The sequence below is a fragment of the Streptomyces sp. R33 genome (genome assembly GCF_041200175.1).
GTDB lineage: Bacteria > Actinomycetota > Actinomycetes > Streptomycetales > Streptomycetaceae > Streptomyces > Streptomyces katrae_B.
In genome coordinates this window covers 1,080,522-1,101,926 of the sequence record NZ_CP165727.1, presented here as the reverse complement: position 1 = coordinate 1,101,926, position 21,405 = coordinate 1,080,522, and the positions used below count along the sequence as shown (strand labels likewise).

Below are 21,405 nucleotides of genomic sequence, written 5' to 3'. Positions count from 1 at the left end.
CCCCTCGGCGTCGGTCGCCGGACGACGCCGGACGCCCCGCGAGTCACATCACCCGTGCCTCCCTACCGGGATCCCCGGCGCTCAGTACACGTCGCGGCCGTACCGCTTGTCGGCGGAGAGCTGTTTCAGGTACGCGGCGGCCTCGTCCTCGTCGAGGCCGCCGTGCGCCACCGCTATGTCGCGCAGCGCCCGGTCGACGTCCTTCGCCATTCGGCTCGCGTCACCGCACACGTAGAAGTGGGCGCCGTCCTGGAGCCATGACCACAGCTGTGCGCCGTGCTCGCGCATGCGGTCCTGGACGTACGTCTTGGTGCGCTGGTCGCGGGAGAAGGCCAGGTCGAGGCGGGTGAGCGTGCCGTGCCTGTGGAGTTCCTCCAGCTCTTCGCGGTAGTGGAAGTCGGTGGCCCGGCGCTGTTCGCCGAAGAACAGCCAGTTGCCGCCGTGGTGCCCGAGGGCGCGGCGGTGTTCGAGGAAGGCCATGAACGGGGCGATGCCGGTACCCGGACCGACCATGATCGCCGGTGTGTCCGCGCCCGCGGGCGGGCGGAAGTGGGCCGATCGCCGTACGAACAGCGGTACCGGGGTGCCCGGTTCGGCGTCCGCGAGGAAGGTGGAGGCGACTCCTTTGCGCTGCCGGCCGCCCGGCCCCTCGTAGCGAAGGACCGAGACGGTCAGGCTCACCTCGCGCGGGTCGACGAGGGGGCTGGAGGAGATGGAGTAAAGGCGCGGCTGGAGGCGTTTGAGGCGCTCGGCCCACTCCTGGGCGCTGAGGCGGACCGGGAACTCGGCCAGGAGGTCGACGGGCTGCCGGCCCCAGGCCCACCGGGCGAGGCCGTCCTTGTTGTCGGGGCGCATCAGCTGCTTGAGCCTGCGGTCGCCGGTGTGCTCGGTGACGAACCGCAGGAGGTCGGGCGTGAGACGGGTGATGTCCAGGTGCCGGTGCAGCGCCTCGGCGAAGGGCAGGGGGACTTGCCCGGCGACGGCGACCTCCGCGTCGGGGGCGAGACCGGTGGCGGCCAGCCATTCCGTCACCAGGTCGGGGCAGTTGACCGGCAGGACGCCGAGGGCGTCACCCGCCTGGTACGCCGGGCCGTCCCCGCCCAGGTCGAAGGTGAACCGGCGGACCTCCTTGGCGGCGCCGGGCAGGCTCAGGAGCCGATTGCCGGACAGCCGGGCGGCGTAGGGGGAGTTCTTGTCCGGCACCGGACGGGACGGCCCCGGGGCCGTCGCCGGATGCGGGGCGGCGGGCTCCGGGGCGGCGGGTTCCGGGGCGGCCGCCAGCGCGTCGCGCACCCGCTCCAGCCACCGGGCGGCGGGCTCCTCGTAGTCGGGCTCGCAGTCCACGCGCGGCAGGAGGCGCCGGGCCCCCAGCTCTTCGAGGCGCCGGTCGAGCCGGCGGCCGTGGCCGCAGAAGGCGTCGTACGCCGAGTCGCCGAGCGCGAGGACGGCGTACCGGACGTCCTCGAGCCGGGGCGCGTCGGACGAGACGAGGGCCTCCCAGAACGCGGCTCCGTTGTCCGGGGCGTCGCCGTCGCCGAACGTGCTCGTGACGACCAGCAGATCCGTGCCGGGAGTGAGGGATGCGGGGGTGCGGTCCGCCATGCCGTGCACGGTCACCGCGGAGCCGCTGCCGGTCAGTTCCGTTCCGATGGTGGCGGCGAGGTCCTCGGCGTTCCCCGTCTGGGAAGCCCACAGGACCACGGTCTGCCGGGCCGGCGTGCCCGGTGCGGCGGGAGCCGGTGCCGGAGCGGCCGGAGGCGTGGCGGCCAGGGCCGTCGCCGTACGCGAGTACGCGCCGGCGAGCACTCCGTCGACCCAGAGGGCGTGCCCCGCCTCGAAGGGGGCGCCGGCAGGCAGGACCGGGACGCCCGCGCCGGGCGGGGAGGAGGCGAGCCCGGCGAGGAATCCGGCGAGGTACTGGCGTTCCCGGTCGGAGAGCTCGGGCGGCGTGTGGCCGTCCAGCCCGAACAAGGAGGTGAGTGCCGCCGGTGAGGCGGGTGCGGGTGCGGGCGCGGTAACGGGACGCGTCAGCGTCGCAACGGCACCGCCCGGGTGTGCCGCGGCCGCGATGAGGCCGGGCTCGGCGGCCGGGACGGCCACCGGAACCGGGACCCGTGTCTTCGTCAGGGTCACCGCGCACATCTTGAACCCGGGCTGGAAGGAGATCGGGTCGACGGCGTCGTCGGTGACGGCGTTGACGCTGAGGTACTCGCCGAACAGGTCGTTCCAGTGGAAGGGGGCGACGCAGTTCCCGGGCCGGACCCGGTCGGTGACGACGGCGGGCAGCACGGCGCGCCCGCGCCGTGAGGCCACCTCCACCCCGTCGCCCGCCGCGATCCCGAGAGCGGCCGCGTCCTGCGGGTGGATCTCCACGAACGGCCCGGGGGCGAGCTTGTTGAGCTTGGCGACCTTGCCGGTCTTGGTCAGGGTGTGCCACTGGTGTTGCAGGCGGCCGGTGTTGAGGACGAACGGATAGTCGTCGTCCGGGAGTTCGGCGGCCGGGAGATGGTGGCGGGCGAAGAACACGGCCCGTCCCGTCTCCGTGGGGAAGACCAGCCGGGGACGGCTGCCGTCCGGGCGCTCCACCGGGGTCTGGCTGAGGCCGTCGTTGAGGTAGCGGACCGGGTTGCGGTCCGGCCCGCCCGGGGCGGCCGGCCACTGCACCGGGCTCGCGCGCAGCCGCTCGTACGTGACACCGCGCAGGTCCCAGCCGGTCTTCGGGTTCCAGGCCTGCCGGAGCTCCTCGAACACCTCCTCGGCGCAGCTGTACGTGAACGCCTCGGCGAATCCCATCGCGCAGGCGACCCGGGCGATCAACTGCCAGTCGGGCAGGGCCTCGCCGGGCGGGTCGGCGGCCCCCTGCACCAGGGTGAGGTTGCGCTCCGAGTTGATCATCACGCCGTCCGCCTCGGCCCAGAGGGTGGCGGGGAGCACGATGTCCGCGTAGGCGTTGGTCTCGGTCTCCGCGAACACGTCCTGGGTGATGACCAGTTCGGCGGTCTCCAGCGCCTTGATGACCGTGCTGCGGTTGGCGACGGAGGCGACCGGGTTGGTGCAGATGATCCAGCACGCCTTGATCTCGCCGGCGGCCATCTGCTCGAACATCTCGATGGTCCCGCGTCCGACGTCGGTGCGCAGCGTGTTCTCCGGCAGGCCCCACAGCTTCTCGACGAAGTCGCGGTCCTCGTCGACCAGGACCGAGCGCTGGCCGGGCAGGCCGGGCCCCATGTAGCCCATCTCGCGGCCGCCCATGGCGTTGGGCTGGCCGGTGAGGGAGAACGGGCCGCTGCCGGGACGGCAGATGGCGCCGGTGGCCAGGTGCAGGTTGACCAGGGCGTTGGTGTTCCACGTCCCGTGGGTGGACTGGTTGAGGCCCATGGTCCAGCAGCTCGTCCACTCGCCCGCCTCGCCGATCCAGCGGGCGGCCAGCCGGATGTCCGCCTCCGGTATGCCGGTGATCTCGGCGACCTTCGCGGGCGGGTAGTCCCGCAGGAAGGCGGGCATGTCCTCCCAGCCCTCGGTGTGCTCGGCGATGAAGTCCGGGTCGGTCCAGCCGCCTTCGACCAGCAGGTGCAGCAGCCCGTTGAGGAGGGCCAGATCGGTGCCGGGCCGTATCTGCAGGAACAGGTCGGCCTTGTCGGCGGTGGCGTTGCGCCGGGGGTCCACCACGATCAGTTTGGCGCCGGCGGCCTTGACGCGGTCCATCATCCGGAGGAAGAGGATGGGGTGGCAGTCGGCCATGTTGGCGCCGATGACGAAGAACGCGTCCGCCCGCTCGAAGTCCTCGTACGAGCCGGGCGGCCCGTCGGCGCCGAGCGAGAGCTTGTAGCCGCTGCCGGCGCTCGCCATGCACAGCCGCGAATTGGACTCGATCCGGTTCGTCCGCAGGAACCCCTTGGCCAGCTTGTTGGCGAGGTACTGGGCCTCCAGGGACATCTGACCGGAGACGTAGAGCGCCAGTGCGTCGGGGCCGTGCGCGTCCAGGATCTTCCGCAGGCGGCGGGCCGTCTCGGCGACGGCCGTGTCCACCGCGACGGTGGCGGGCCCGGCGCCCCGCTCGCCGCGGATCAGCGCGGTCTCCAGCCGGCCGGGCGCGGCCAGCATGTCCGCGTGCGTGGCGCCCTTGGTGCACAGGCGTCCGGAGTTCGCGGGGTGCTGCTTGTCGCCGCTTACCTTGGCCACCGTACGGCGCCCGTCGCTGCCACTGGCGATGTCCAGTACGACCCCGCAGCCGACGCCGCAGTAGGAGCAGACCGTACGCACCTGCCGACCGGTCGCGGCCCTCGCCTCCGCCACAGCAGACCTCCTCGCGCCGCCGGCCGACCCCACCGCCCGGGGCCGCTGCGGCCGTGTGCAGGTCGGTCCCGTTACGGCCCAACGTAGAAAGTCCGTGTTGCGTACAGGTGACGGGGGGCGCCACCCGGGGGTTACAACCATCTGCGCCAAGATCACCACGGGAGGTGAGGCACGTGCCACGGGATCCCCGCCGGCCGGACATGATGGCGATGGCACCTTGATCCGTACGCGACACGCAGTGAGGAACAGATGAGCGACGCAGCCGCCCTCCTCCACCCAGGAGCTCCCGACTCACCCGTGATACTCCACGTTCCGCACTCGTCCCGTGCCATACCCGCGGACGTCCGCGCCGGGATCCTGCTGGACGACGGGGCACTCGAAAGGGAACTGGACTACATCACCGACTCGCACACGGCGGAGATCGCGGCGCGGGCGGCCGGGGCCGCCCGCGTCACCCCCTGGAGGTTCGAGAACCGGCTGTCGCGGCTGGTCATCGACCCCGAGCGGTTCCCCGACGAGCGGGAGGAGATGCTGGCACGGGGCATGGGCGCGGTCTACACCCGGACGACGCACCGCGAAGAGCTCCGCCCGGCCGACTTCGACGGACGACCGCTGATCGAGCGGTACTTCCACCCGTACGCGCAGGCGATGACGGACGCGGTGGAGGAGCGGCTGGCGGCCGTCGGGCGGGCCGTGATCCTCGACGTGCACTCGTACCCGGCGAAGGCGCTGCCCTACGAGCTCCACGGCGACGGTCCGCGCCCGCCGATCTGCATCGGAACGGACGCCTTCCACACGCCCCGCCCCCTGCTCGACGCGGCGCGGCAGGCGTTCGCGGGCTTCGGCGGCACGGGGCTGGACAGCCCCTTCGCGGGAACGTACGTGCCGCTGCGCCACTACGGGAAGGACGCGCGGGTCGGCGCGCTGATGGTGGAGATCCGGCGGGACGTCTACATGAGCGAGCCGGGAGGAGCGGCGGGCACCGGACTCGACGCGCTGGCGCAGGCGCTGGCCGCTCTCGTGGACGGGGCGGCCCGGTGACGGGACTCCACCCTGCGTGACGGCGGACCGCCGGGTGAGGGCATCCCAAGGCGCAGCCGGCCGGACCGGAGATGAGACATGGCCGACGTCCCGGCCGGCCGGTGCACGGCCGACCGGGACCTTGGGCCGGGGTTCAGGAGAGGTCGAACCGGTCGAGGTTCATCACCTTGTCCCACGCGGCCACGAAATCACGCACCAACTTCTCCTCGCCGTCCTCGGACGCGTAGACCTCCGAGAGGGCGCGGAGCTGGGAGTGCGAGCCGAAGACGAGGTCCACGGCGGTGGCGGTCCACTTGGCCTCGCCCGTGGCGCGGTCCCTGCCCTCGAACACGTTCTCGGCCGAGGCCGACGGCTTCCACTCCGTGCCCATGTCGAGCAGGTTGACGAAGAAGTCGTTGGTCAACGTCTCCGGCCGGTCCGTGAAGACACCGTGCGGGGACTGCCCGAAGCCGGTGTTCAGGGCCCGCATGCCGCCGATCAGCGCCGTCATCTCGGGAGCGGTGAGCGTCAGCAGGTTGGCGCGGTCCAGCAGGAGGGTCTCCGGCGACAGCTTCTCCCCCTCCCGCAGGTAGTTGCGAAACCCGTCCGCCGGGGGTTCGAGCACGGCGAACGCCTCCAGGTCGGTCTGCTCCTGCGAGGCGTCCGTACGCCCGGGTGCGAACGGGACCGTGATCTCGTACCCGGCGTTCTTCGCGGCCTGCTCGACCGCCGCGCACCCGCCCAGGACGATCAGGTCCGCGAGCGAGACCTTCTTGGCACCGGCCGAGCCGTTGAACTCCTGCCGGACCTGCTCGAGGGTCTGCAGTACCCGGGCCACCTCGGGTACGGCGTTGACCTCCCAGTCCCGTTGCGGCGCGAGCCGGATCCTGGCCCCGTTGGCCCCGCCCCGTTTGTCGGTGCCGCGGAAGCTCGCCGCCGCCGCCCAGGCGGTGGTGACCAGCTGCGGGACGGACAGCCCCGAGGCGAGGATCCTGCTCTTGAGGGCGGCGATGTCCGCGTCCCCGACCAGCTCGTGATCGACCGGCGGGACGGGGTCCTGCCACAGCTGCGGCTCGGGGATCCACGGGCCGAGGTAGCGCGAGAGGGGTCCCATGTCGCGGTGCAGCAGCTTGTACCAGGCCTTGGCGAAGGCCACCGCGAGCTTGTCCGGGTTCTCGTGGAAGCTCTTCACGATCGGCGCGTAGACCGGGTCCAGCTTCAGCGCGAGGTCCGTCGTCAGCATCATCGGCGCGTGCCGCTTCGACGGATCATGGGCATCGGGCACGGTGTCCCGGGCCGACGGATCCGTGGGAGTCCACTGCTGCGCACCGGCGGGACTCGTCGTCAGCTCCCAGTCGTACCTGAACAGGTTGTCCAGGTACCCGTTGTCCCATTTCGTCGGCTCGGAGGTCCATGCGCCCTCGAGCCCACTGGTCAGCGTGTCGACGCCCTTGCCGCTGCCGTACGTGTTCCGCCAGCCGAGGCCCTGCTGCTCGAGGGGGCTGGCCTCGGGCTCCGGGCCGATGTAGGCGGGGTCGACGGCACCGTGACACTTGCCGAACGTATGTCCGCCGATGATGAGCGCAGCCGTTTCCTCGTCGTCCATGGCCATGCGCTTGAACGTCTCGCGAATGTCCTTGGCGGCGGCCAGCGGATCCGGGTTGCCGTTGGGCCCTTCCGGATTGACGTAGATCAGGCCCATCTGCACGGCGCCGAAAGGACCGGTGAGTTCCCGGTCACCGGCGTAGCGCTCGTCTCCGAGCCAGGTGTCCTCGGGCCCCCAGAAGATTTCCTCGGGCTCCCAGGTGTCCTCCCGGCCGAAACCGAATCCGAACGTTTTGAACCCCATCGATTCCATGGCGCAGTTTCCGGCGAAAATCAGCAGATCGGCCCAGGAGATCTTCCGGCCGTACTTCTGCTTGACCGGCCAGAGCAAACGGCGGGCCTTGTCCAGGCTCGCATTGTCCGGCCAGCTGTTGAGGGGCGCGAAGCGCTGGGATCCGGCGCCGCCACCGCCCCGGCCGTCGGCGATGCGGTACGTGCCCGCGGCGTGCCAGCTCATCCGGATGAAGAGCGGCCCGTAGTGGCCGTAGTCGGCAGGCCACCAGTCCTGGGAGTTCGTCATCACCTCGAAGACGTCCTGCTTCAGCGCATCGACGTCGAGGGTCGCGAATTCCTTCGCGTAGTCGAAGTCCTCGCCCATCGGGTCGGACAGGGGCGAGTGCTGGTGGAGGACCTGCAGGTCCAGCTGATTCGGCCACCAGTCCCGGTTCGTCCTGGGGCGGGTCGGCGTGGGGGTGGGGGAGGGGATTGCTGGGTTTTCGCTTTCGCTGCCGGACACGTCCGCCCTTCTTCCTGTCTCGGTGTTTCTTTTCCTTGCTGGTGTCGAACACTGCGACCCACGCTCGTAGCGCGCCGTGGCGCCCGCCGGATGTCGGCGTCCTGATGGTCGCGCACCGTGGACCGCGCGGCGACGAGAACACGCAGGGCGCCGCTGCGTTAAGAAGAACTCGCGCAGGGGAAGAGCGCTATTCAGATGATCGTGATCATTGCGCGGCGTGAGAGCGCCTGAAAGGGACGCGGACATCCGGCAATCGCTCCACCGCGCCTCAGTCGAGCGCGGACGCCGCGACCGAAAGATCGGCCACGAGACCGCGGAAGGCGGCCTCCCGGTCGTCGGCCCGCAGTACGGCGGAGGGGTGGACCGTCGTCAGGAGCAGGCCGCCGCCCTCGCCCTCGCCTTCCTCCAAGGAGGGCATCGGCCGCAGGATGCCGCGCTCCTCGCCCACCCTGAAGAGTTCCCGAGGAGCGCCTTGCCCGCCGTACCGCCCAGTACGACCACCAGCCGGGGGGAGACCAGACGCAGCTCCGCCGCGAGCCACGGCCGGCAGGCGGTCATCTCGCGCAGGCTCGGCGCCTTGTGGATACGGCGCTTGCCCCGCGGGGCCGTGGTGAATTTGAAGTGCTTGACGGCGTTGGTGACGTAGACCTCCTCGCCACCGAGGCCCGCCTCGGCCAGCGCACGCCGCAGCAGTCGGCCGGCCGGCCCCACGAACGGTTCACCCTGCCGGTCCTCCTGATCGCCCGGCTGCTCTCCGACGAGGAAGAGCCGAGCCGTGGGCGACCCGGCCCCGAACACGGTCTGTGTGGCGTCCTGGAAGAGCGGGCATCCACGACAGTCGGCGGACGCCCGGCGCAGAGCCGCCAAACCGCCGCGGCGCGGCAGATAGGGGCTCGCGTCGTACTCCTGCCCCTGCTCCCGCCCTGCCGGCGACGCGGACGTCGCCCGTGCCCTCGTACCGGGCCCCATGGTTTCACCACTTCCCCGTGGTGGGCCGTCCTGGTCCGCCCCGCGTCCGACACGACCGCGGGGCGGCAGTCGGCGTCTCCCCGCCGCCGCACGCCGGAAACCTCCTTGAACCGCGCAGGGTCCTCCTCGGCGGCTACTCGCTCACCCGAAGGCGCGCTTCCCAACCGACCCTGTCCTGCGGGTTTGAGCGGCGCCGGGACGGCAAGGCGCACCCCGTGACGCGATCCCGTGAGGCGTGCCGTGAGAGATGACGTTCTCCCCCCTGTGCGGCAAGGGCCCGCTCCGTCCGAGACGCCCGGTTCCCCCGGCGGCGGGCGGCTGCCGCGCGACCACACCCAGGCCATCCTCGAGACCACCAAACATGTGGCCGCGCTCCTCAAGACGACCGGAAAGCCGTTCGCCCTCGCCGGCAGCGTGGCCGCATTCGCCCACGGCCTCCCGGCTCGCTTCCAGCACGACACGGACTTCTGCGTCCGGCCCGAGGACTCGGGAGTGGTCATCGAGGCACTGGAGGAAGGGGGCATCGCGATGCGCCGGGCACCCGAGGACTGGCTGGTCAAAGGGCGTTCCGGCGGGGAGGAGATCGATCTGATCTTCGAGCTGGCGCGGCGTCCGGTCAGTACGGAACTGCTCGCCCGGGCGGAGGTCCGGCCGGTCGACTCGGTGTGGATGCCCGTACTGGCGCCCACCGATCTGATGGACGCCCGCCTCACCGCGCTCTGCGAGCACTACTGCGACTTCGGGGACCTGCTGCCGATGGCCCGGATGCTGCGGGAGCAGATCGACTGGGACCGGATGAACCGGGAACACCGGGATGCACCACTGTCCGACGCGTTCCTGTACCTCCTCGAACGGCTCCACGTCGTCGACTTCGACCGGCGGGAGGACGCCTCGTGACATCGACCGAATTCATCGAGTACCGGCTCGAGCACCTACGGGACCGCCTGGCGCGCGAGGAGATCTCAGAACTCGGCGTACGGGTCGAGGCCCGCGGCGCTGGCGCACTGGTCCGGGGAAGCGTCAACAGCGCCGACTGCCGGGCGGCGGTCCTGCGGATCGCCGGAGAAGAGCTGGCGGGCGTGCTCTGGCACGAGGACGTCACCGTGAGCTGCCCCGGACCTCCCGACCATTCGGAGGAACTGCCGTGATCCGGGTCGCAGCCGTCGGAGACATCCACCTCGGCCCCGGCAGCGAGGGCCTGCTGCGGCCCGCCTTCGATACCCTCGCGGGCTGCGCGGACCTGCTGCTGCTCGCCGGCGACCTGACCCGGCACGGCACCCCGCAGGAGGGCCGGGTGGTGGCCGGCGAGGTGGCCGGGCTGCCCGTACCCGTGATCGCGGTGCTCGGCAACCACGACTACCAGAGTGACCAGCAGGACGCCCTCACACGGGAGCTGAACGAGGGTGGCGTACGCGTCCTGGAGTGTGACGGCGTGCTCGTCGACATCGACGGTACGAAGGTCGGCGTCGCCGGGACGAAGGGTTTCGGCGGCGGCTTCGCGGGGCGCTGCGCCAGTGACTTCGGCGAACCCGAGATGAAGGCGTTCGTCCGGTACACCCGGCGGTGCGCGGACGGACTGGCACGGTCGCTGCGGGAGCTGCGCGAGGCGGGGAGCGATGTGCGGATCGCCCTCACGCACTTCTCGCCGGTGCCCGACACCCTTGCGGGCGAGCCCCCGGAGATCTTCCCGTTCCTCGGCAGCTATCTGCTCGCCGAGGCCATGGACGAGGCGGGTGCCGATCTCGCCGTCCACGGTCATGCCCACCTCGGCACGGAGCACGGCCTGACAGCAGGCGGAGTACGGGTGCGCAACGTGGCGATGCCGGTCATCGACCGGGCCTTCGCCGTCTACCACCTCGGCGTCGGAAACGGGCAGGTCCGCCCGCGGTGAGGGCGGCCCCGGCGCCACGAGGCGAGCCCTCGAACTGAGCACCTCCCTGCGTGCCTACCGGGCCGCGGGCCGCGGGCGCGCGATGCTCCTCCCATGCCGTCGGGGCCCGGTCGGCGGATGCGAGGAGGGCGTGGAGCCGGTGGTTCTCGAGAGGAAGAAGGCCCGTGCGGTCCGCGTGATGCGACGCTCGGCCAGGCGTACGGTGTTCGGCCTGGACGCACGGCTGCCCCTGCTGGACGTGGCGAAGGGCGGGGTGCGGAAGGCGTTTCCGGACCACTGGGCGTTCCTGCTCGGCGAGATCGCCCTCTACAGCCTGGTCGTGCTGCTGCTGACCGGTACGTACCTCACGTTCTTCTTCGACCCGTCCATGCGCGAGGTCACCTACCAGGGCTCCTACGTCCCCCTGAACGGCCTGCCCGTCTCCTCCGCCTACGCCTCCACGCTGCGCATCAGCTTCGACGTGCGGGGCGGTCTGCTGATCCGGCAGATGCACCACTGGGCGGCCCTCGTGTTCGTGGCCGCGATCGGCGTCCACCTGCTGCGGGTGTTCTTCACCGGTGCGTTCCGCAGGCCCCGCGAGGTGAACTGGGTGGTCGGCGTCACGATGCTGCTGCTCACGCTGGTCGAGGGCTTCGCGGGATACTCGCTCCCCGACGATCTGCTGTCGGGTACGGGGCTGCGCACCGCCCAGGGCATCATGCTGTCGCTGCCCGTCGTGGGCACGTACCTGAGCCTCTTCGTCTTCGGCGGCGAGTTCCCGGCCGAGGACATCGTGTCCCGGCTCTACCCCGTGCACATCCTCCTCGTGCCAGGACTGCTCGTCGCCCTGGTTTCGCTGCACCTGCTGCTCGTCGTGCACCTCAAGCACACGCAGTGGGCGGTCCCCGGCAGCAGCGGCCGCAACGTGCTGGGCAAGCCGTTCTTCGCCCAGTACACGGCGAAGTCCGCGGGGCTGTTCTTCATGGTCGCCGGCCTGCTGTCCGCGCTCGCCGCGCTGGCGCAGATCAATCCCGTGTGGGCGTACGGGCCGTACCGCCCCGACCTGGTGTCCACCGGGTCCCAGCCGGACTGGTACGTGGGCTTCCTGGAAGGGGCCCTGCGGCTGATGCCGGGCTTCGAAACCCGACTGTGGGGCCACACCCTGACGTGGAATCCACTGATCGCGGGCGTCGTCCTGCCGGGACTGCTGTTCGCCGGCCTGTACGGCTATCCGTTCTTCGAACGCTGGATCACCCCGGAGGGCGGGGAGCAGCACCTGTGCGACCGGCCGCGCCACCGGCCCGCCCGCACCGCGCTGGGCGTCGCCGTGCTCGCCGCCTACACGATCCTGCTGCTGGCCGGCGCGCAGGACATCATCGCCTTCATCACCGAGATCCCCGTCGCGGCGATCACCTGGGCGCTGCGCTGCGCCCTGCTCGTCGTGCCTGCGGCATCCTTCTGGCTCACCCGTCGGATCTGTCTCGCCCTGCAGGAGGAGGACGTCAGGGCGCTGGAGAGCGGACTGGCGACGGACGACGTACGCCAGTCGGTCGAGGGCGGCTTCCACCCGGCGCACCGGCCGGCGACGGGGGCGGAGCGCTACGTGCGCTCCGTCCACCGCGTGCCGGCGCCCGTACGGGTGGCCCTGCCCGGCCGGACCGCAGGCGAGCGGCGTCCGGCCGTACGGGGCCTTGCGGAGCGGCTGAGGTGGGGACTGAGCCACTGGTACTACCGCGATCAGCTGGTGCCGCCGCTGACCGAGGCGCAGCGCATCCGCGTCGCTGCCGTGCTGGCCGGCCCGGACACCGAGGAGACCGGGCCCGCAGCCGAGCACTGACCCCCGGACCGGATCAGGCGTCCTGACCCGGGCGGAACACAAATCCGAACAGTCCCGGGATCACGACGCCGGCGCCGATGAGGGCCAGCCAGAGCCCCTGAACGGCGCCGATGCCCATGAGCGCCGTACCGGTGGCGGTGATCACGGGCGCGAAGCTCCTCGCGGGGAACGAGAACTCCCTGCCCCCGCCCGTACGGATCTCCGCATCGCCGGTGTCCTCGGGACGTCGGCCACCGCGGCCGTACTGCCGCCACAGGAACGCGGCGACCAGCGCCGACATGAGGAACGACACCGACAAGGCGGCGATCCCCGCCGGATCACTGGAGAACGCCGCGTAGACGCCGCCGGTGACGGCGAAGAACACGGCCACACCGGTGAACAGCCACGCCTCCGCCTTCACCGGGGCACCACTTCGGGGTGGTGCAGGTCGAAGGCGGGCGAGTCCGACCGGATCCGGGGCAGCGCCTCGAAGTTGTGCCGGGGCGGCGGGCAGGAGGTGGCCCACTCGAGGGACCGGCCCCAACCCCACGGGTCGTCCACGTCCACGCGCCTGCCGTGGCGACCCGTCTTCCACACGTTGTAGGCGAACGGCAGCAAGGACAGCCCCAGGAGGAAGGATCCGATGGTGGAGAGCGTGTTGAGCAGGGTGAACCCGTCGGCCGCCAGGTAGTCGGCGTACCGCCGGGGCATGCCCTGCTCGCCGAGCCAGTGCTGGACGAGGAAGGTCAGCTGGAAGCCGGTGAACAGGGTCCAGAAGTGCATCCGGCCCAGGCGCTCATCGAGGAGTTTGCCCGTGAGCTTGGGCCACCAGAAGTAGAAGCCCGCGAAGGTGGCGAACACGATCGTGCCGAAGAGCACGTAGTGCAGGTGGGCGACCACGAAATAGCTGTCGGTGAGATGGAAGTCCATCGGCGGCGAGGCCACCAGGACTCCGGTCAGACCGCCCAGCAGGAACGTCACCAGGAATCCGATGGACCACAGCATCGGCGTCTCGAACGACAGCGACCCGCCCCACATCGTGCCGATCCAGTTGAAGAACTTCACCCCGGTCGGAACGGCGATGAGGAACGACAGCAGGGAGAAGAACGGCAACAGCACGGCGCCGGTGGCGAACATGTGATGGGCCCACACCGTGGCGGAGAGTCCCGTGATCGCGATCGTCGCACCGACCAGGGCGGCATAGCCGAAGATCGGTTTCCGGCTGAACACCGGGATGATCTCGCTGACGATCCCGAAGAACGGCAACGCCACGATGTACACCTCCGGATGGCCGAAGAACCAGAACAGGTGCTGCCACAGCAGCGCGCCGCCGTACGCCGCGTCGAAGACGTGCGCCCCGAACTTGCGGTCCGCCTCCAGAACCAGCAGCGCAGCGGTGAGCACCGGAAACGCCAGCAGCGCCAGGATCGAGGTGAACAGCACGTTCCAGGTGAAGATCGGCATCCGGAAGACGGTCATGCCCGGCGCCCGCAGGCACACGATCGTCGCGATGAAGTTCACCGCACCGAGGATGGTGCTCAGTCCCGACACCGCCAGCCCCATCACCCACAGGTCGGCGCCCACACCGGGGGAGTACGCCGCCCCGTTCAGCGGTGCGTACGCGAACCAGCCGAAGGCGGCGGAGCCGTTCGCGGTCAGGAGTCCGCTGATCACGGTGAGGCCCCCGAAGAGGAACACCCAGTACGTGAAGGCGTTCAGGCGGGGGAAGGCGACGTCCGGGGCGCCGATCTGCAACGGCATGATCGCGTTGGCGAAGCCGGTGAACGTCGGGGTGGCGAACAGCAGCATCATGATCGTGCCGTGCAGGGTGAAGAGCTGGTTGTACTGCTCGGCGGAGACGATCTGCAGTCCGGGCCGGGCCAGCTCCGCCCGCATGACGAGGGCCAGCACACCGCCGAACAGGAAGAAGCCGAAGGCGGTGACCAGGTACATGTTGCCGATCACCTTGTGGTCGGTGGTCGACAACAGGCGCAGCACCTGCGACCCCGCCCGCACCCGTGCACCGGTGACCCGCTCGTCGTCCTGCTCCGCCTCCGCTGCTGCCGACAACGGGTCAGTGAGCGACACCAGGGCCTCCAGTAGCGATGACGGGCCGGCCGGCCGACGGCCTGTCGGCCCAGCCTGGCACCCGGCATCACCTTCACCGACCAAGCGCGACGGCGCGCCGCCGAGAGTTACCCGCATCGAGGAGCGCAGGCGCTGTGGGCGGGCAGTTCAGGTACGCGCCGGGCCCCGGTCGCGGGCCGCCGCGCGGTGGGTTGCCGCGGCGTCCGTGACATCGAGGAACACCTGGCCCAGCTCGGGCCAGCGCCTCTTCAGCTCGGTCCGGATGCGGACCATGGCGTCCTCGACGGTCTCGCTGTCGTACCCGGCCGTGAGGTCGACGCTCGCAGCCAGCAGCACGGAATCCGGACTCAGGCGCATCGTCAGCAGGGCGGTGACCGAGTCGATCTCCGGCTGCTGCAGCAGCAGTTCCTTCACCCCTCGCTGCACCTCGGGCTCGGCCGCCTCGCCGATCAACTGGGCGCGGGCGTTCCTGCCGAGCGTGTACGCCACGTAGACCAGCAGGACGCCGATCAGGATGGAGGCGGACGCCTCGTACGCCATCTGTCCGGTCGCCATGTGGAGGCCCATCCCGGCCATGGCCAGCAGGACGCCCGCGCAGGCGGTGCTGTCCTCCGCCAGGACGGTCCGCAGCGCCGGGTCGCGGCCCTCCCGGATCTCCTCGCGCATCCCGTGCCCGGCGGCCGCGGCCGCGCCGCGGACCTGGAGGACGGCACGGACCAGGGAGGCCCCCTCGGCGAGCAGCGCCACGAAGAGCACGACGAAGCCGATCACATACCCCTCGTGGGACTCGGAACCGCCCGAACGGAACGCCTCGATGCCCTGGAACACCGAGAAGCAGCCTCCGGTGACGAAGATGCCCACCGCGGCGAGCAACGACCAGAAGAAGCGCTCCTTGCCGTAGCCGAAGGGGTGCCGTCGGTCGGCCGGCCGCCGGCTGCGCTTGACCGAGGCCAGCAGGAACACCTCGTTGAGGCTGTCGGCCACCGAATGGGCCGCTTCGGACAGCAGGGCGGGAGAGGCGGCGATGACGCCACCGACGGCCTTGGCGACGCAGATGACCAGATTGGCCGCGAGGGCCACCCACACCGTGAACCGGGTCTCGCTGTCCCGTTCCGCCGGGCTTCCCCCGGAACCGGCCGTACGCCCTGTGCCCATGCCCTCCGCATGCCCGGGGCACGACCGGCTAACCGGCGGCGCCGGAGGCCGCGCTCGTCCGCGCGTGCAGGGTGCGTACGGAGCAGCAGCTCGTCGTGGACCAGGCGGCCGAGGAGCGCGCCGCCGAAGACGACGAAGCCGACGCCGACGAGCCAGGCCTGGATGACGAGGACGGTTCCGAACGGGCCGTACGTGACGGCGCTGGACGCGATCAGCGGTGAGAACACGAGCCGTGAGAAGACCCGCAGGCCGAGGAGCCCCAGCATGGTCGCCGCCGCGCCGGGGAGGAGGGCGGTCCATGCGACCCGGCCGCCGAGCAGCAGCCGCTGGGACCACCAGAAGAACAGGGCGCCGATCACGACCGTCACGAAGCCCCGGGCCGGGGAGCCGCGCCACGGCGCGGAGATCGCCGACAGGTACAGGACGCCCGTCAGTACGCCGAGCCACAGGACGTGCCGCCACCGCGCCCACCAGCGGGCGGGTGGCAGGCCCCAGATGCTCTCGTAGCCGTTCTGGACCATGGTGGCGAACGACAGGCCGAAGACGGCGAGCAGGGCCAGCCCGAACGCCGTCGTGGTCCGCCACGCCTGGCCGGACAGGGCGAAGAGGCGTTCGATCTCCAGCCGGGCGGCCGCCGACACGCCGAGGCCGTCCCCCAGCCATTGCGCGAAACCCTGCCCGTCGGCGGCATCCGCGGCGGATACGACGATCAGCAGCGGTACCAGCGTCAGGAACCCGAGGGCGGCGAACCCCAGCGAGCGTTGCCACAGATCCAGTTCCTGCACGCGAACCCAACGGCGTCCGGCCCGCGCACGGCGGAGCGCGCTGCCCGCCCGCCCCAGCCGGGACGGCCGACCGGGCTCCTCAGTGCCGGTCATCTCGGCCGGGGAACGCACCGCCGGGGAACGTGCCGTCGGGTGCGTTCATGTCTTCAGCAGCCGGTTGAAGAACGAACGGTAGCGCTGCAGTGCCAGCCGCAGGTCCTCCGTGGCGACCTCCTCGCCGCGGCCCCACTGGTCGACGAGCGCCTGCTTGTGGTCCGCGAAAGAACGGGCGAGCGTCTGCATCACCTCCGCGACCAGGGTGTCCGCGGACCGCACCGCGTCCTCGGGGTCGTCCACGAAACGGCCCTGGATCTCACGCCACGTCGTTCGGTACTCCTCCGCCTCCTTGGCGTCGAGCAGGGGCTCGTTCTCGTCCTCGCCTTCGTCCACGCCGGAAGAGCTCCGCTCCGCGGTCGGCGCCCCCGCGTCGTCTCCCGCGCCGCGCTCCTCGTCCCGGTCCTCGTCCCGGTCCTCCTCCTGTGCTGTGGCCTCACCGGGGTAGACCGCCGCCCCTTGCGTGCGGCCGGGGTCCGCCAGGTCCTCGGTGCTGAGACCGCTGCCGCCCAGGCGTTCCTCGCCCTCGCCGCGGTCCTGGATGCCGTCGTTGCGCATGTCATCGACCTCCTTGGTCGCTCAGCAGCTCGGCGAACAGGGCGCGGTAGTGCACCATCGCCCCGCGGAGCTCTTCTGTCGTCGCCCGTCCTTCGGTGCTGCGCACCTTGACCGCGTGCGCCGCGCGGTAGTGCTGGAGGGTGTCCCCATGGGCCACCGAGAGGTCGCGGACCTGGGCGTCGAACCCGTCGGTGGGATAGCCCCGCTCCCTCATCAGCCGCGTCACCAGCTCGTCGGCCTGCGTCACGGACCCTTCGGGGCGGTCCACGAAGTGCTCCTGGACGCCGCTCCACTCCTGCGCATAGGCGCGGCGGCGTTCCTCCGGGAGCTCCTTGATGTCGAGATCGGCGTGGCGTTCCTCGCGGGCGTGCAGCTCGCGGTCGGCGGCCAGCCGGCCGCCCTCCTGCTCGACCGTGCGCTCGTACTCCGGTCCGAACCGGTCCTGCAGGTGGCGTCGCCGCGACCGCATCCACAGCGCTGTGCCGAGCGCGATCACCACGATCGCCGCGATCACGATGACGGCGATGAGTGTGCCTGTTGACATGGTGGGCCTCCGTTCCGGGGGCTCGTCGGTGGGGTGGTGCGGTGGCGGGCCGTCAGTGCCATCAGGTGCTGCCGACCGCGGCGCCGGATGCGGCGAACTCCTTCACGAAGGCGCCGCAGAAGGCTTCCAGGTCCGCCGGTTTGCGGCTGGTGACCAGCGTGGCGGGCTCCGCGTGGCAGACGTGCACCTTCTCGTCCACCCAGGTGCCGCCCGCGTTGCGGATGTCGGTCGCGAGGCTGGGCCAGGACGTGAGGGTCCGGCCCCGTACGACGTCCGCCTCCACCAGCGTCCAGGGGGCGTGGCAGATCGCGGCGACGGGTTTGCCCGCCTCGAAGAAGCTCCGGGTGAAACCGACGGCCAGTTCGTTCATCCGCAGCGCGTCGGGGTTGGCGACGCCGCCGGGCAGCACGAGTGCGTCGAAGGCCTCTGCCGTGTCACCTGCCAGGACGTGGTCGACGCCGTACGTGCCCCCGGGGGCGAAGTGCCGGAACGCGCGGACGCGGCCGGGCTGGGTGGACACCAACCGCGGGTTCCATCCGGCGTCGAGCACGGCCTGCCAGGGCTCGGTCAGTTCGATCTCCTCGACGCCCTCGGGCGCCGTGAGGAAGGCGATACGCATCGGGGGACACCTCGTTCGGTCAGGCGGTTGCGGCACCGCGGGCTCCTCTCGTACCTGCGGCGCCTGCCCGGACGGAAGCGTCTCAATCAGCGCGGCCCGGCCAAGGGCCGGAGGAGGCCCACTCGCCGACACCGTGTCGCCGAGGTCCCGGCGCGGTGTCGCAATAGGCTCGCGAGCGGCGGGTACCGGTGACCGGCCGTTCCCTATCCGGAGGAGGTCGGCTCCCATGTCAGACGATCGGGACGAGACCCCGGCGGAGTGGGCCGACCGCCGCTGGAACGAGACGCTCCAGGAAGTCCGCGTCGCCCAGACCGGGGCCCAGATCCTCTTCGGCTTCCTGCTCAGCGTCGCCTTCACGGCCCGCTTCGAGGAGCTGGGCCTTTTCGACCGCGGCCTGTACGTCGTGACCGTGGCGCTGGGCGCCCTGGCGACCGGCACCCTGATCGCCCCGGTCGCCTACCACCAACTGCTGGCCGGCCACCACCTCAAGCCGCAACTGGTCAGGGCGGCGGGGCGGCTGGTCTCCACCGGCATCGTGCTCCTCGCGCTGACCGTGACCCTCTCGGTGCTGCTCCTGCTGCGGGTCGCCACCTCGCACTGGATCGCCTGGCCGGTGACCGCCTGTGTCACCGGCTGGTTCGCGATCTGCTGGCTGGTCATGCCGAGCATGCTCCTGCGCAGCAAGACCAGGAAGGGGTGACGCGCGGCGTCTGGTACGCCGCGTGAAGGGCCGGCCGCGCAGGGCGATCGCAGGTTTTGGCCGGTGGCGTCCGGGCAGGCGCCGGACATCGGGGGCCGGATGACGCACGAGGAGGGACGGGCCATGGAAGACCAAGGCGGCGCCGGAGGCGCCCCCCTGCACGATCACGGTGACAAGGAACGGCGCCGTGCCCCGCACGTCGCGCCCCGTGCCGGGGCCGACGGCAAGGACCTGCCGCCCGTCCGGGCGGCGGACACCGACGAGGCGAGCCGGCTGGACCGGCCGAACGAGCCGGACAAGGCGACCGAGCCGCCGCGCACGACCCGCCGCCGGGAGCGGGGGTCCGCAGGCTGATCCCGGCCTCGGGTTCACCCGTCACAGCGGTGCCCGGCCGGTCACCCGACCAGTCGGACGAACGCGCGGGCGTTGACGACGGCGGCCCCGCCCGAGTCGTTGTTGAAGTACGCGAAGACATCGGCGTCCGCGGGCCAGGTGTCGGCGATCCGGGCTGCCCAGGAGCGCAGTGCCGTCCGGCCGTACCGGGGCGCCGGATCGGCCCGTCCCTCGTGGAACCGCACGTATCCCCATTCGGCGGTCCGCCACAGCGGTGTCACGGGCCGCGAGCCGCGGTCGGCCCAGCACAGGGCGGCCCGGTGGTCCGTGAGGACCTTGCGCACGTCCGCGGTCCACCACGACTCGTGCCGCGGTTCGACGGCGATGCGGGTGCCGGCCGGGAAACAGGCCAGGCAGCCGTCCAGCGCGTCCGGGTCGGCCCGCAGGGTGGGGGGCAGTTGGAGCAGGATCGGCCCCAGCCGGTCGCCCAAGGCGGCCGCGTGCGTCATCAGCCGGTGGACCGGTTCCTTCGGTTCGTGCAGTCGTTTGATGTGCGTCAGGTACCGGCTGGCCTTCACCGCCATGACGAAGCCCGGGGGCGTGCGTTCGCGCCACTGGGCGAAGGTCTCCGCAGAAGGCAGCTTGTAGAAGGCGTTGTTGCTCTCCACGGTGGCGAAGTGCTCCGCGTACACCTCCAGCCACAACCGCTGGGGCCGGTCGGGCGGATAGAGGACCCCTGCCCAGTCCCGGTACTGCCATCCCGAGGTGCCGACGCGTACGGGCATGTCGTCACCGGCTTACGGGGGGAGCGGGGTTGTGGCCGGCCGGGACGACCTCCGCCGCCGGGACCGGGCCGGGTGGTGTGCCGTCGCCGAAGGGGCGCCCGCCCAGCGCTGCGCGGCCGTGCGGTGCGAGCCAGCCCGACGGGTCCGGGCCGACCGGCACGATCCCGGTCGGGTTGATGTCGTCCTGCACCGTGAAGTAGTGCCTCTTGATGTGGTCGAAGTCGACCGTGTCGCCGAAGCCGGGTGTCTGGAAGAGGTCCCGGGCGTACGCCCAGAGCACGGGCATCTCGGACAGCTTCTGCCGGTTGCACTTGAAATGGCCGTGGTAGACGGCATCGAACCGGACGAGCGTGGTGAACAGCCGTACGTCCGCTTCCGTGATCGTGTCACCGACGAGGTAGCGCGAGCCCTCCAAGCGCGCGGAGAGCCGGTCGAGCCGGCTGAACAGGCGCTCGTACGCATCGGCGTACGACTCCTGCGACCCGGCGAACCCGGCCCGGTAGACGCCATTGTTCACGTCCCGGTACACCACCTCGTTCACGGCGTCGATCTCCGGCCGGAGGGCGGGCGGGTAGAGGGCCGGCGCGCCGTTGCGGTGGTACGCCTCCCACTCCAGGGACAGGGCGATCGTGATCTGCGGAACGTCATTGGTCACGACCTGGCCGCTCGGTACGTCCACGATCGCCGGGACGGTGATGCCCCGGTCGTATCCGGGATCGCGGGCGAAGTAGGCCTCCTGCAGCCGCTCGATCCCGAGCACCGGATCGCGGCCCCCCGGATCGAGGTCGAACCGCCAGCTGCGCTCGTCGTGCGTGGGCCCGGCGACGGCCATGGGCAGAGCCGCCTCCAGCCCGAGGAGCCGCCGTACGATCACGGACCGGCCGGCCCAGGGACAGGCGCGGCTGACCACCAGACGGTAGCGGCCGGGCTCCACGGGGAAGCCGTCGCGTCCGTCGGCGGTGATCCGGGTGGTGAGGTACCGGTCGTCGCGGGAGTACTCCTTGCCTCGCGTCACATAGCTCACGCGGACCGCCTACCCGGGAACCACGGCGTCGAACGCGGATACGGCGGGAATCGGTGCGGTTCGGCGTCGAGCTTCTTCTTCGCCCCGGCCGCCTCGTCCGCCGAGGCAATCCAGCTCCGGTGCATCGGTTTGCGCCGGATCCGACGGGCTGCCGGCGGGTCGCCACCGGACTCGGTATGACGTGCGCCGGAGTGCGCAATCCGCAGCCGCGGACGGCTGTCGGGCAGCTGACCTGCGGGTGAACACGGGGTGTCGCCAGCATGCGTCCGCCCCTCGGTTCCGCCTCGGCCGCAACGAAATCCGTAGAGTAACCGGCCGGTAGCTCTAGATCATCTGACATGTTCTCGGCTAGCGTCATCTCGCGCGCCGCCACACCCAGGGCACACGGCCCTGCCGGGACTAGCGGCGC

At 71.3% G+C, this 21,405-nt stretch carries 17 protein-coding genes and 2 pseudogenes; 7 read left to right on the top strand and 12 right to left on the bottom strand.

The window, feature by feature from the left end; all coding sequences use genetic code 11:
- Nucleotides 1–81: 81 nt before the first annotated feature.
- Nucleotides 82–4,296, bottom strand: coding sequence for a molybdopterin-dependent oxidoreductase (locus tag AB5J51_RS05510; RefSeq protein WP_369777013.1), 4,215 nt, complete (start codon nucleotides 4,294–4,296; stop codon nucleotides 82–84).
- A 249-nt stretch (nucleotides 4,297–4,545) separates the two neighbouring features.
- Between AB5J51_RS05510 and AB5J51_RS05505 the strand changes: the two genes are divergently transcribed.
- Complete coding sequence (locus AB5J51_RS05505) at nucleotides 4,546–5,337, top strand: N-formylglutamate amidohydrolase (RefSeq protein ID WP_369777012.1); 792 nt, start codon at nucleotides 4,546–4,548, stop codon at nucleotides 5,335–5,337.
- A gap of 133 nt (nucleotides 5,338–5,470) precedes the next feature.
- On the opposite strand, the gene katG is transcribed toward AB5J51_RS05505, so the two are convergent.
- The gene (katG, locus tag AB5J51_RS05500; protein WP_369777011.1) at nucleotides 5,471–7,657 is read right to left on the bottom strand and encodes a catalase/peroxidase HPI; all 2,187 of its coding nucleotides are present in this window, start codon (nucleotides 7,655–7,657) and stop codon (nucleotides 5,471–5,473) included.
- Nucleotides 7,658–7,925: 268 nt separating this feature from the next.
- Nucleotides 7,926–8,626: pseudogene (locus AB5J51_RS05495) on the bottom strand (UdgX family uracil-DNA binding protein).
- Between the two features lie 264 nt (nucleotides 8,627–8,890).
- On the opposite strand from AB5J51_RS05495, the gene AB5J51_RS05490 reads away from it, so the two are divergent.
- The 4 genes from AB5J51_RS05490 to AB5J51_RS05475 all read left to right on the top strand — a co-directional run bounded on the left by AB5J51_RS05490 (nucleotide 8,891) and on the right by AB5J51_RS05475 (nucleotide 12,333).
- Nucleotides 8,891–9,523 (top strand): nucleotidyltransferase family protein, encoded by a 633-nt coding sequence (locus tag AB5J51_RS05490; RefSeq protein ID WP_369777010.1) that lies wholly within the window; start codon nucleotides 8,891–8,893, stop codon nucleotides 9,521–9,523.
- Complete coding sequence (locus AB5J51_RS05485; RefSeq protein ID WP_053789124.1) at nucleotides 9,520–9,774, top strand: BON domain-containing protein; 255 nt, start codon at nucleotides 9,520–9,522, stop codon at nucleotides 9,772–9,774. The genes AB5J51_RS05490 and AB5J51_RS05485 overlap by 4 nt, the downstream gene beginning before the upstream one ends.
- Entirely contained in the window at nucleotides 9,771–10,517 is a 747-nt protein-coding gene (locus AB5J51_RS05480; protein WP_053789125.1) for a metallophosphoesterase, read from the top strand. The genes AB5J51_RS05485 and AB5J51_RS05480 overlap by 4 nt, the downstream gene beginning before the upstream one ends.
- 178 nt (nucleotides 10,518–10,695) lie before the next feature.
- The gene (locus AB5J51_RS05475; RefSeq protein ID WP_369780222.1) at nucleotides 10,696–12,333 is read left to right on the top strand and encodes a cytochrome bc complex cytochrome b subunit; all 1,638 of its coding nucleotides are present in this window, start codon (nucleotides 10,696–10,698) and stop codon (nucleotides 12,331–12,333) included.
- 13 nt (nucleotides 12,334–12,346) lie between these two features.
- Here the strand turns inward: AB5J51_RS05475 and AB5J51_RS05470 are convergent, their stop codons facing one another.
- The 7 genes and pseudogenes from AB5J51_RS05470 to AB5J51_RS05440 form a co-directional block, all read right to left on the bottom strand.
- Entirely contained in the window at nucleotides 12,347–12,733 is a 387-nt protein-coding gene (locus AB5J51_RS05470; protein WP_133895892.1) for a cytochrome c oxidase subunit 4, read from the bottom strand.
- Nucleotides 12,730–14,328 carry a cytochrome c oxidase subunit I gene (gene ctaD / locus AB5J51_RS05465; RefSeq protein ID WP_053789346.1) on the bottom strand — a complete coding sequence of 533 codons (1,599 nt, stop codon included), beginning with the start codon at nucleotides 14,326–14,328 and terminating at the stop codon, nucleotides 12,730–12,732. The genes AB5J51_RS05470 and ctaD overlap by 4 nt, the downstream gene beginning before the upstream one ends.
- 219 nt (nucleotides 14,329–14,547) lie before the next feature.
- The gene (locus tag AB5J51_RS05460; RefSeq protein ID WP_369777009.1) at nucleotides 14,548–15,555 is read right to left on the bottom strand and encodes a cation diffusion facilitator family transporter; all 1,008 of its coding nucleotides are present in this window, start codon (nucleotides 15,553–15,555) and stop codon (nucleotides 14,548–14,550) included.
- 77 nt (nucleotides 15,556–15,632) lie between these two features.
- Nucleotides 15,633–16,433, bottom strand: a pseudogene (locus tag AB5J51_RS05455) (ribonuclease BN); the annotation flags it as partial.
- A 45-nt stretch (nucleotides 16,434–16,478) separates the two neighbouring features.
- Entirely contained in the window at nucleotides 16,479–16,991 is a 513-nt protein-coding gene (locus AB5J51_RS05450) for a hypothetical protein (RefSeq protein WP_136223890.1), read from the bottom strand.
- Between the two features lies 1 nt (nucleotide 16,992).
- A complete protein-coding gene (locus AB5J51_RS05445; protein WP_136223891.1) occupies nucleotides 16,993–17,535 on the bottom strand; it encodes a hypothetical protein in 543 nt (180 codons plus the stop codon).
- Nucleotides 17,536–17,596: 61 nt separating this feature from the next.
- Nucleotides 17,597–18,154, bottom strand: a complete 558-nt coding sequence (locus AB5J51_RS05440) for a type 1 glutamine amidotransferase domain-containing protein (protein ID WP_053789130.1) — start codon at nucleotides 18,152–18,154, stop codon at nucleotides 17,597–17,599.
- 226 nt (nucleotides 18,155–18,380) lie between these two features.
- On the opposite strand from AB5J51_RS05440, the gene AB5J51_RS05435 reads away from it, so the two are divergent.
- Nucleotides 18,381–18,854 carry a DUF6328 family protein gene (locus AB5J51_RS05435; RefSeq protein WP_053789131.1) on the top strand — a complete coding sequence of 158 codons (474 nt, stop codon included), beginning with the start codon at nucleotides 18,381–18,383 and terminating at the stop codon, nucleotides 18,852–18,854.
- 123 nt (nucleotides 18,855–18,977) lie between these two features.
- A complete protein-coding gene (locus AB5J51_RS05430) occupies nucleotides 18,978–19,208 on the top strand; it encodes a hypothetical protein (RefSeq protein WP_136223892.1) in 231 nt (76 codons plus the stop codon).
- A 41-nt stretch (nucleotides 19,209–19,249) separates the two neighbouring features.
- Here the strand turns inward: AB5J51_RS05430 and AB5J51_RS05425 are convergent, their stop codons facing one another.
- Nucleotides 19,250–19,972 (bottom strand): DUF72 domain-containing protein, encoded by a 723-nt coding sequence (locus tag AB5J51_RS05425; RefSeq protein ID WP_369777008.1) that lies wholly within the window; start codon nucleotides 19,970–19,972, stop codon nucleotides 19,250–19,252.
- 4 nt (nucleotides 19,973–19,976) lie between these two features.
- On the bottom strand, nucleotides 19,977–20,996 hold the full coding sequence (locus AB5J51_RS05420; protein WP_369777007.1) for a glutathione S-transferase family protein: 1,020 nt from the start codon (nucleotides 20,994–20,996) through the stop codon (nucleotides 19,977–19,979).
- Between the last annotated feature and the right edge of the window lie 409 nt (nucleotides 20,997–21,405).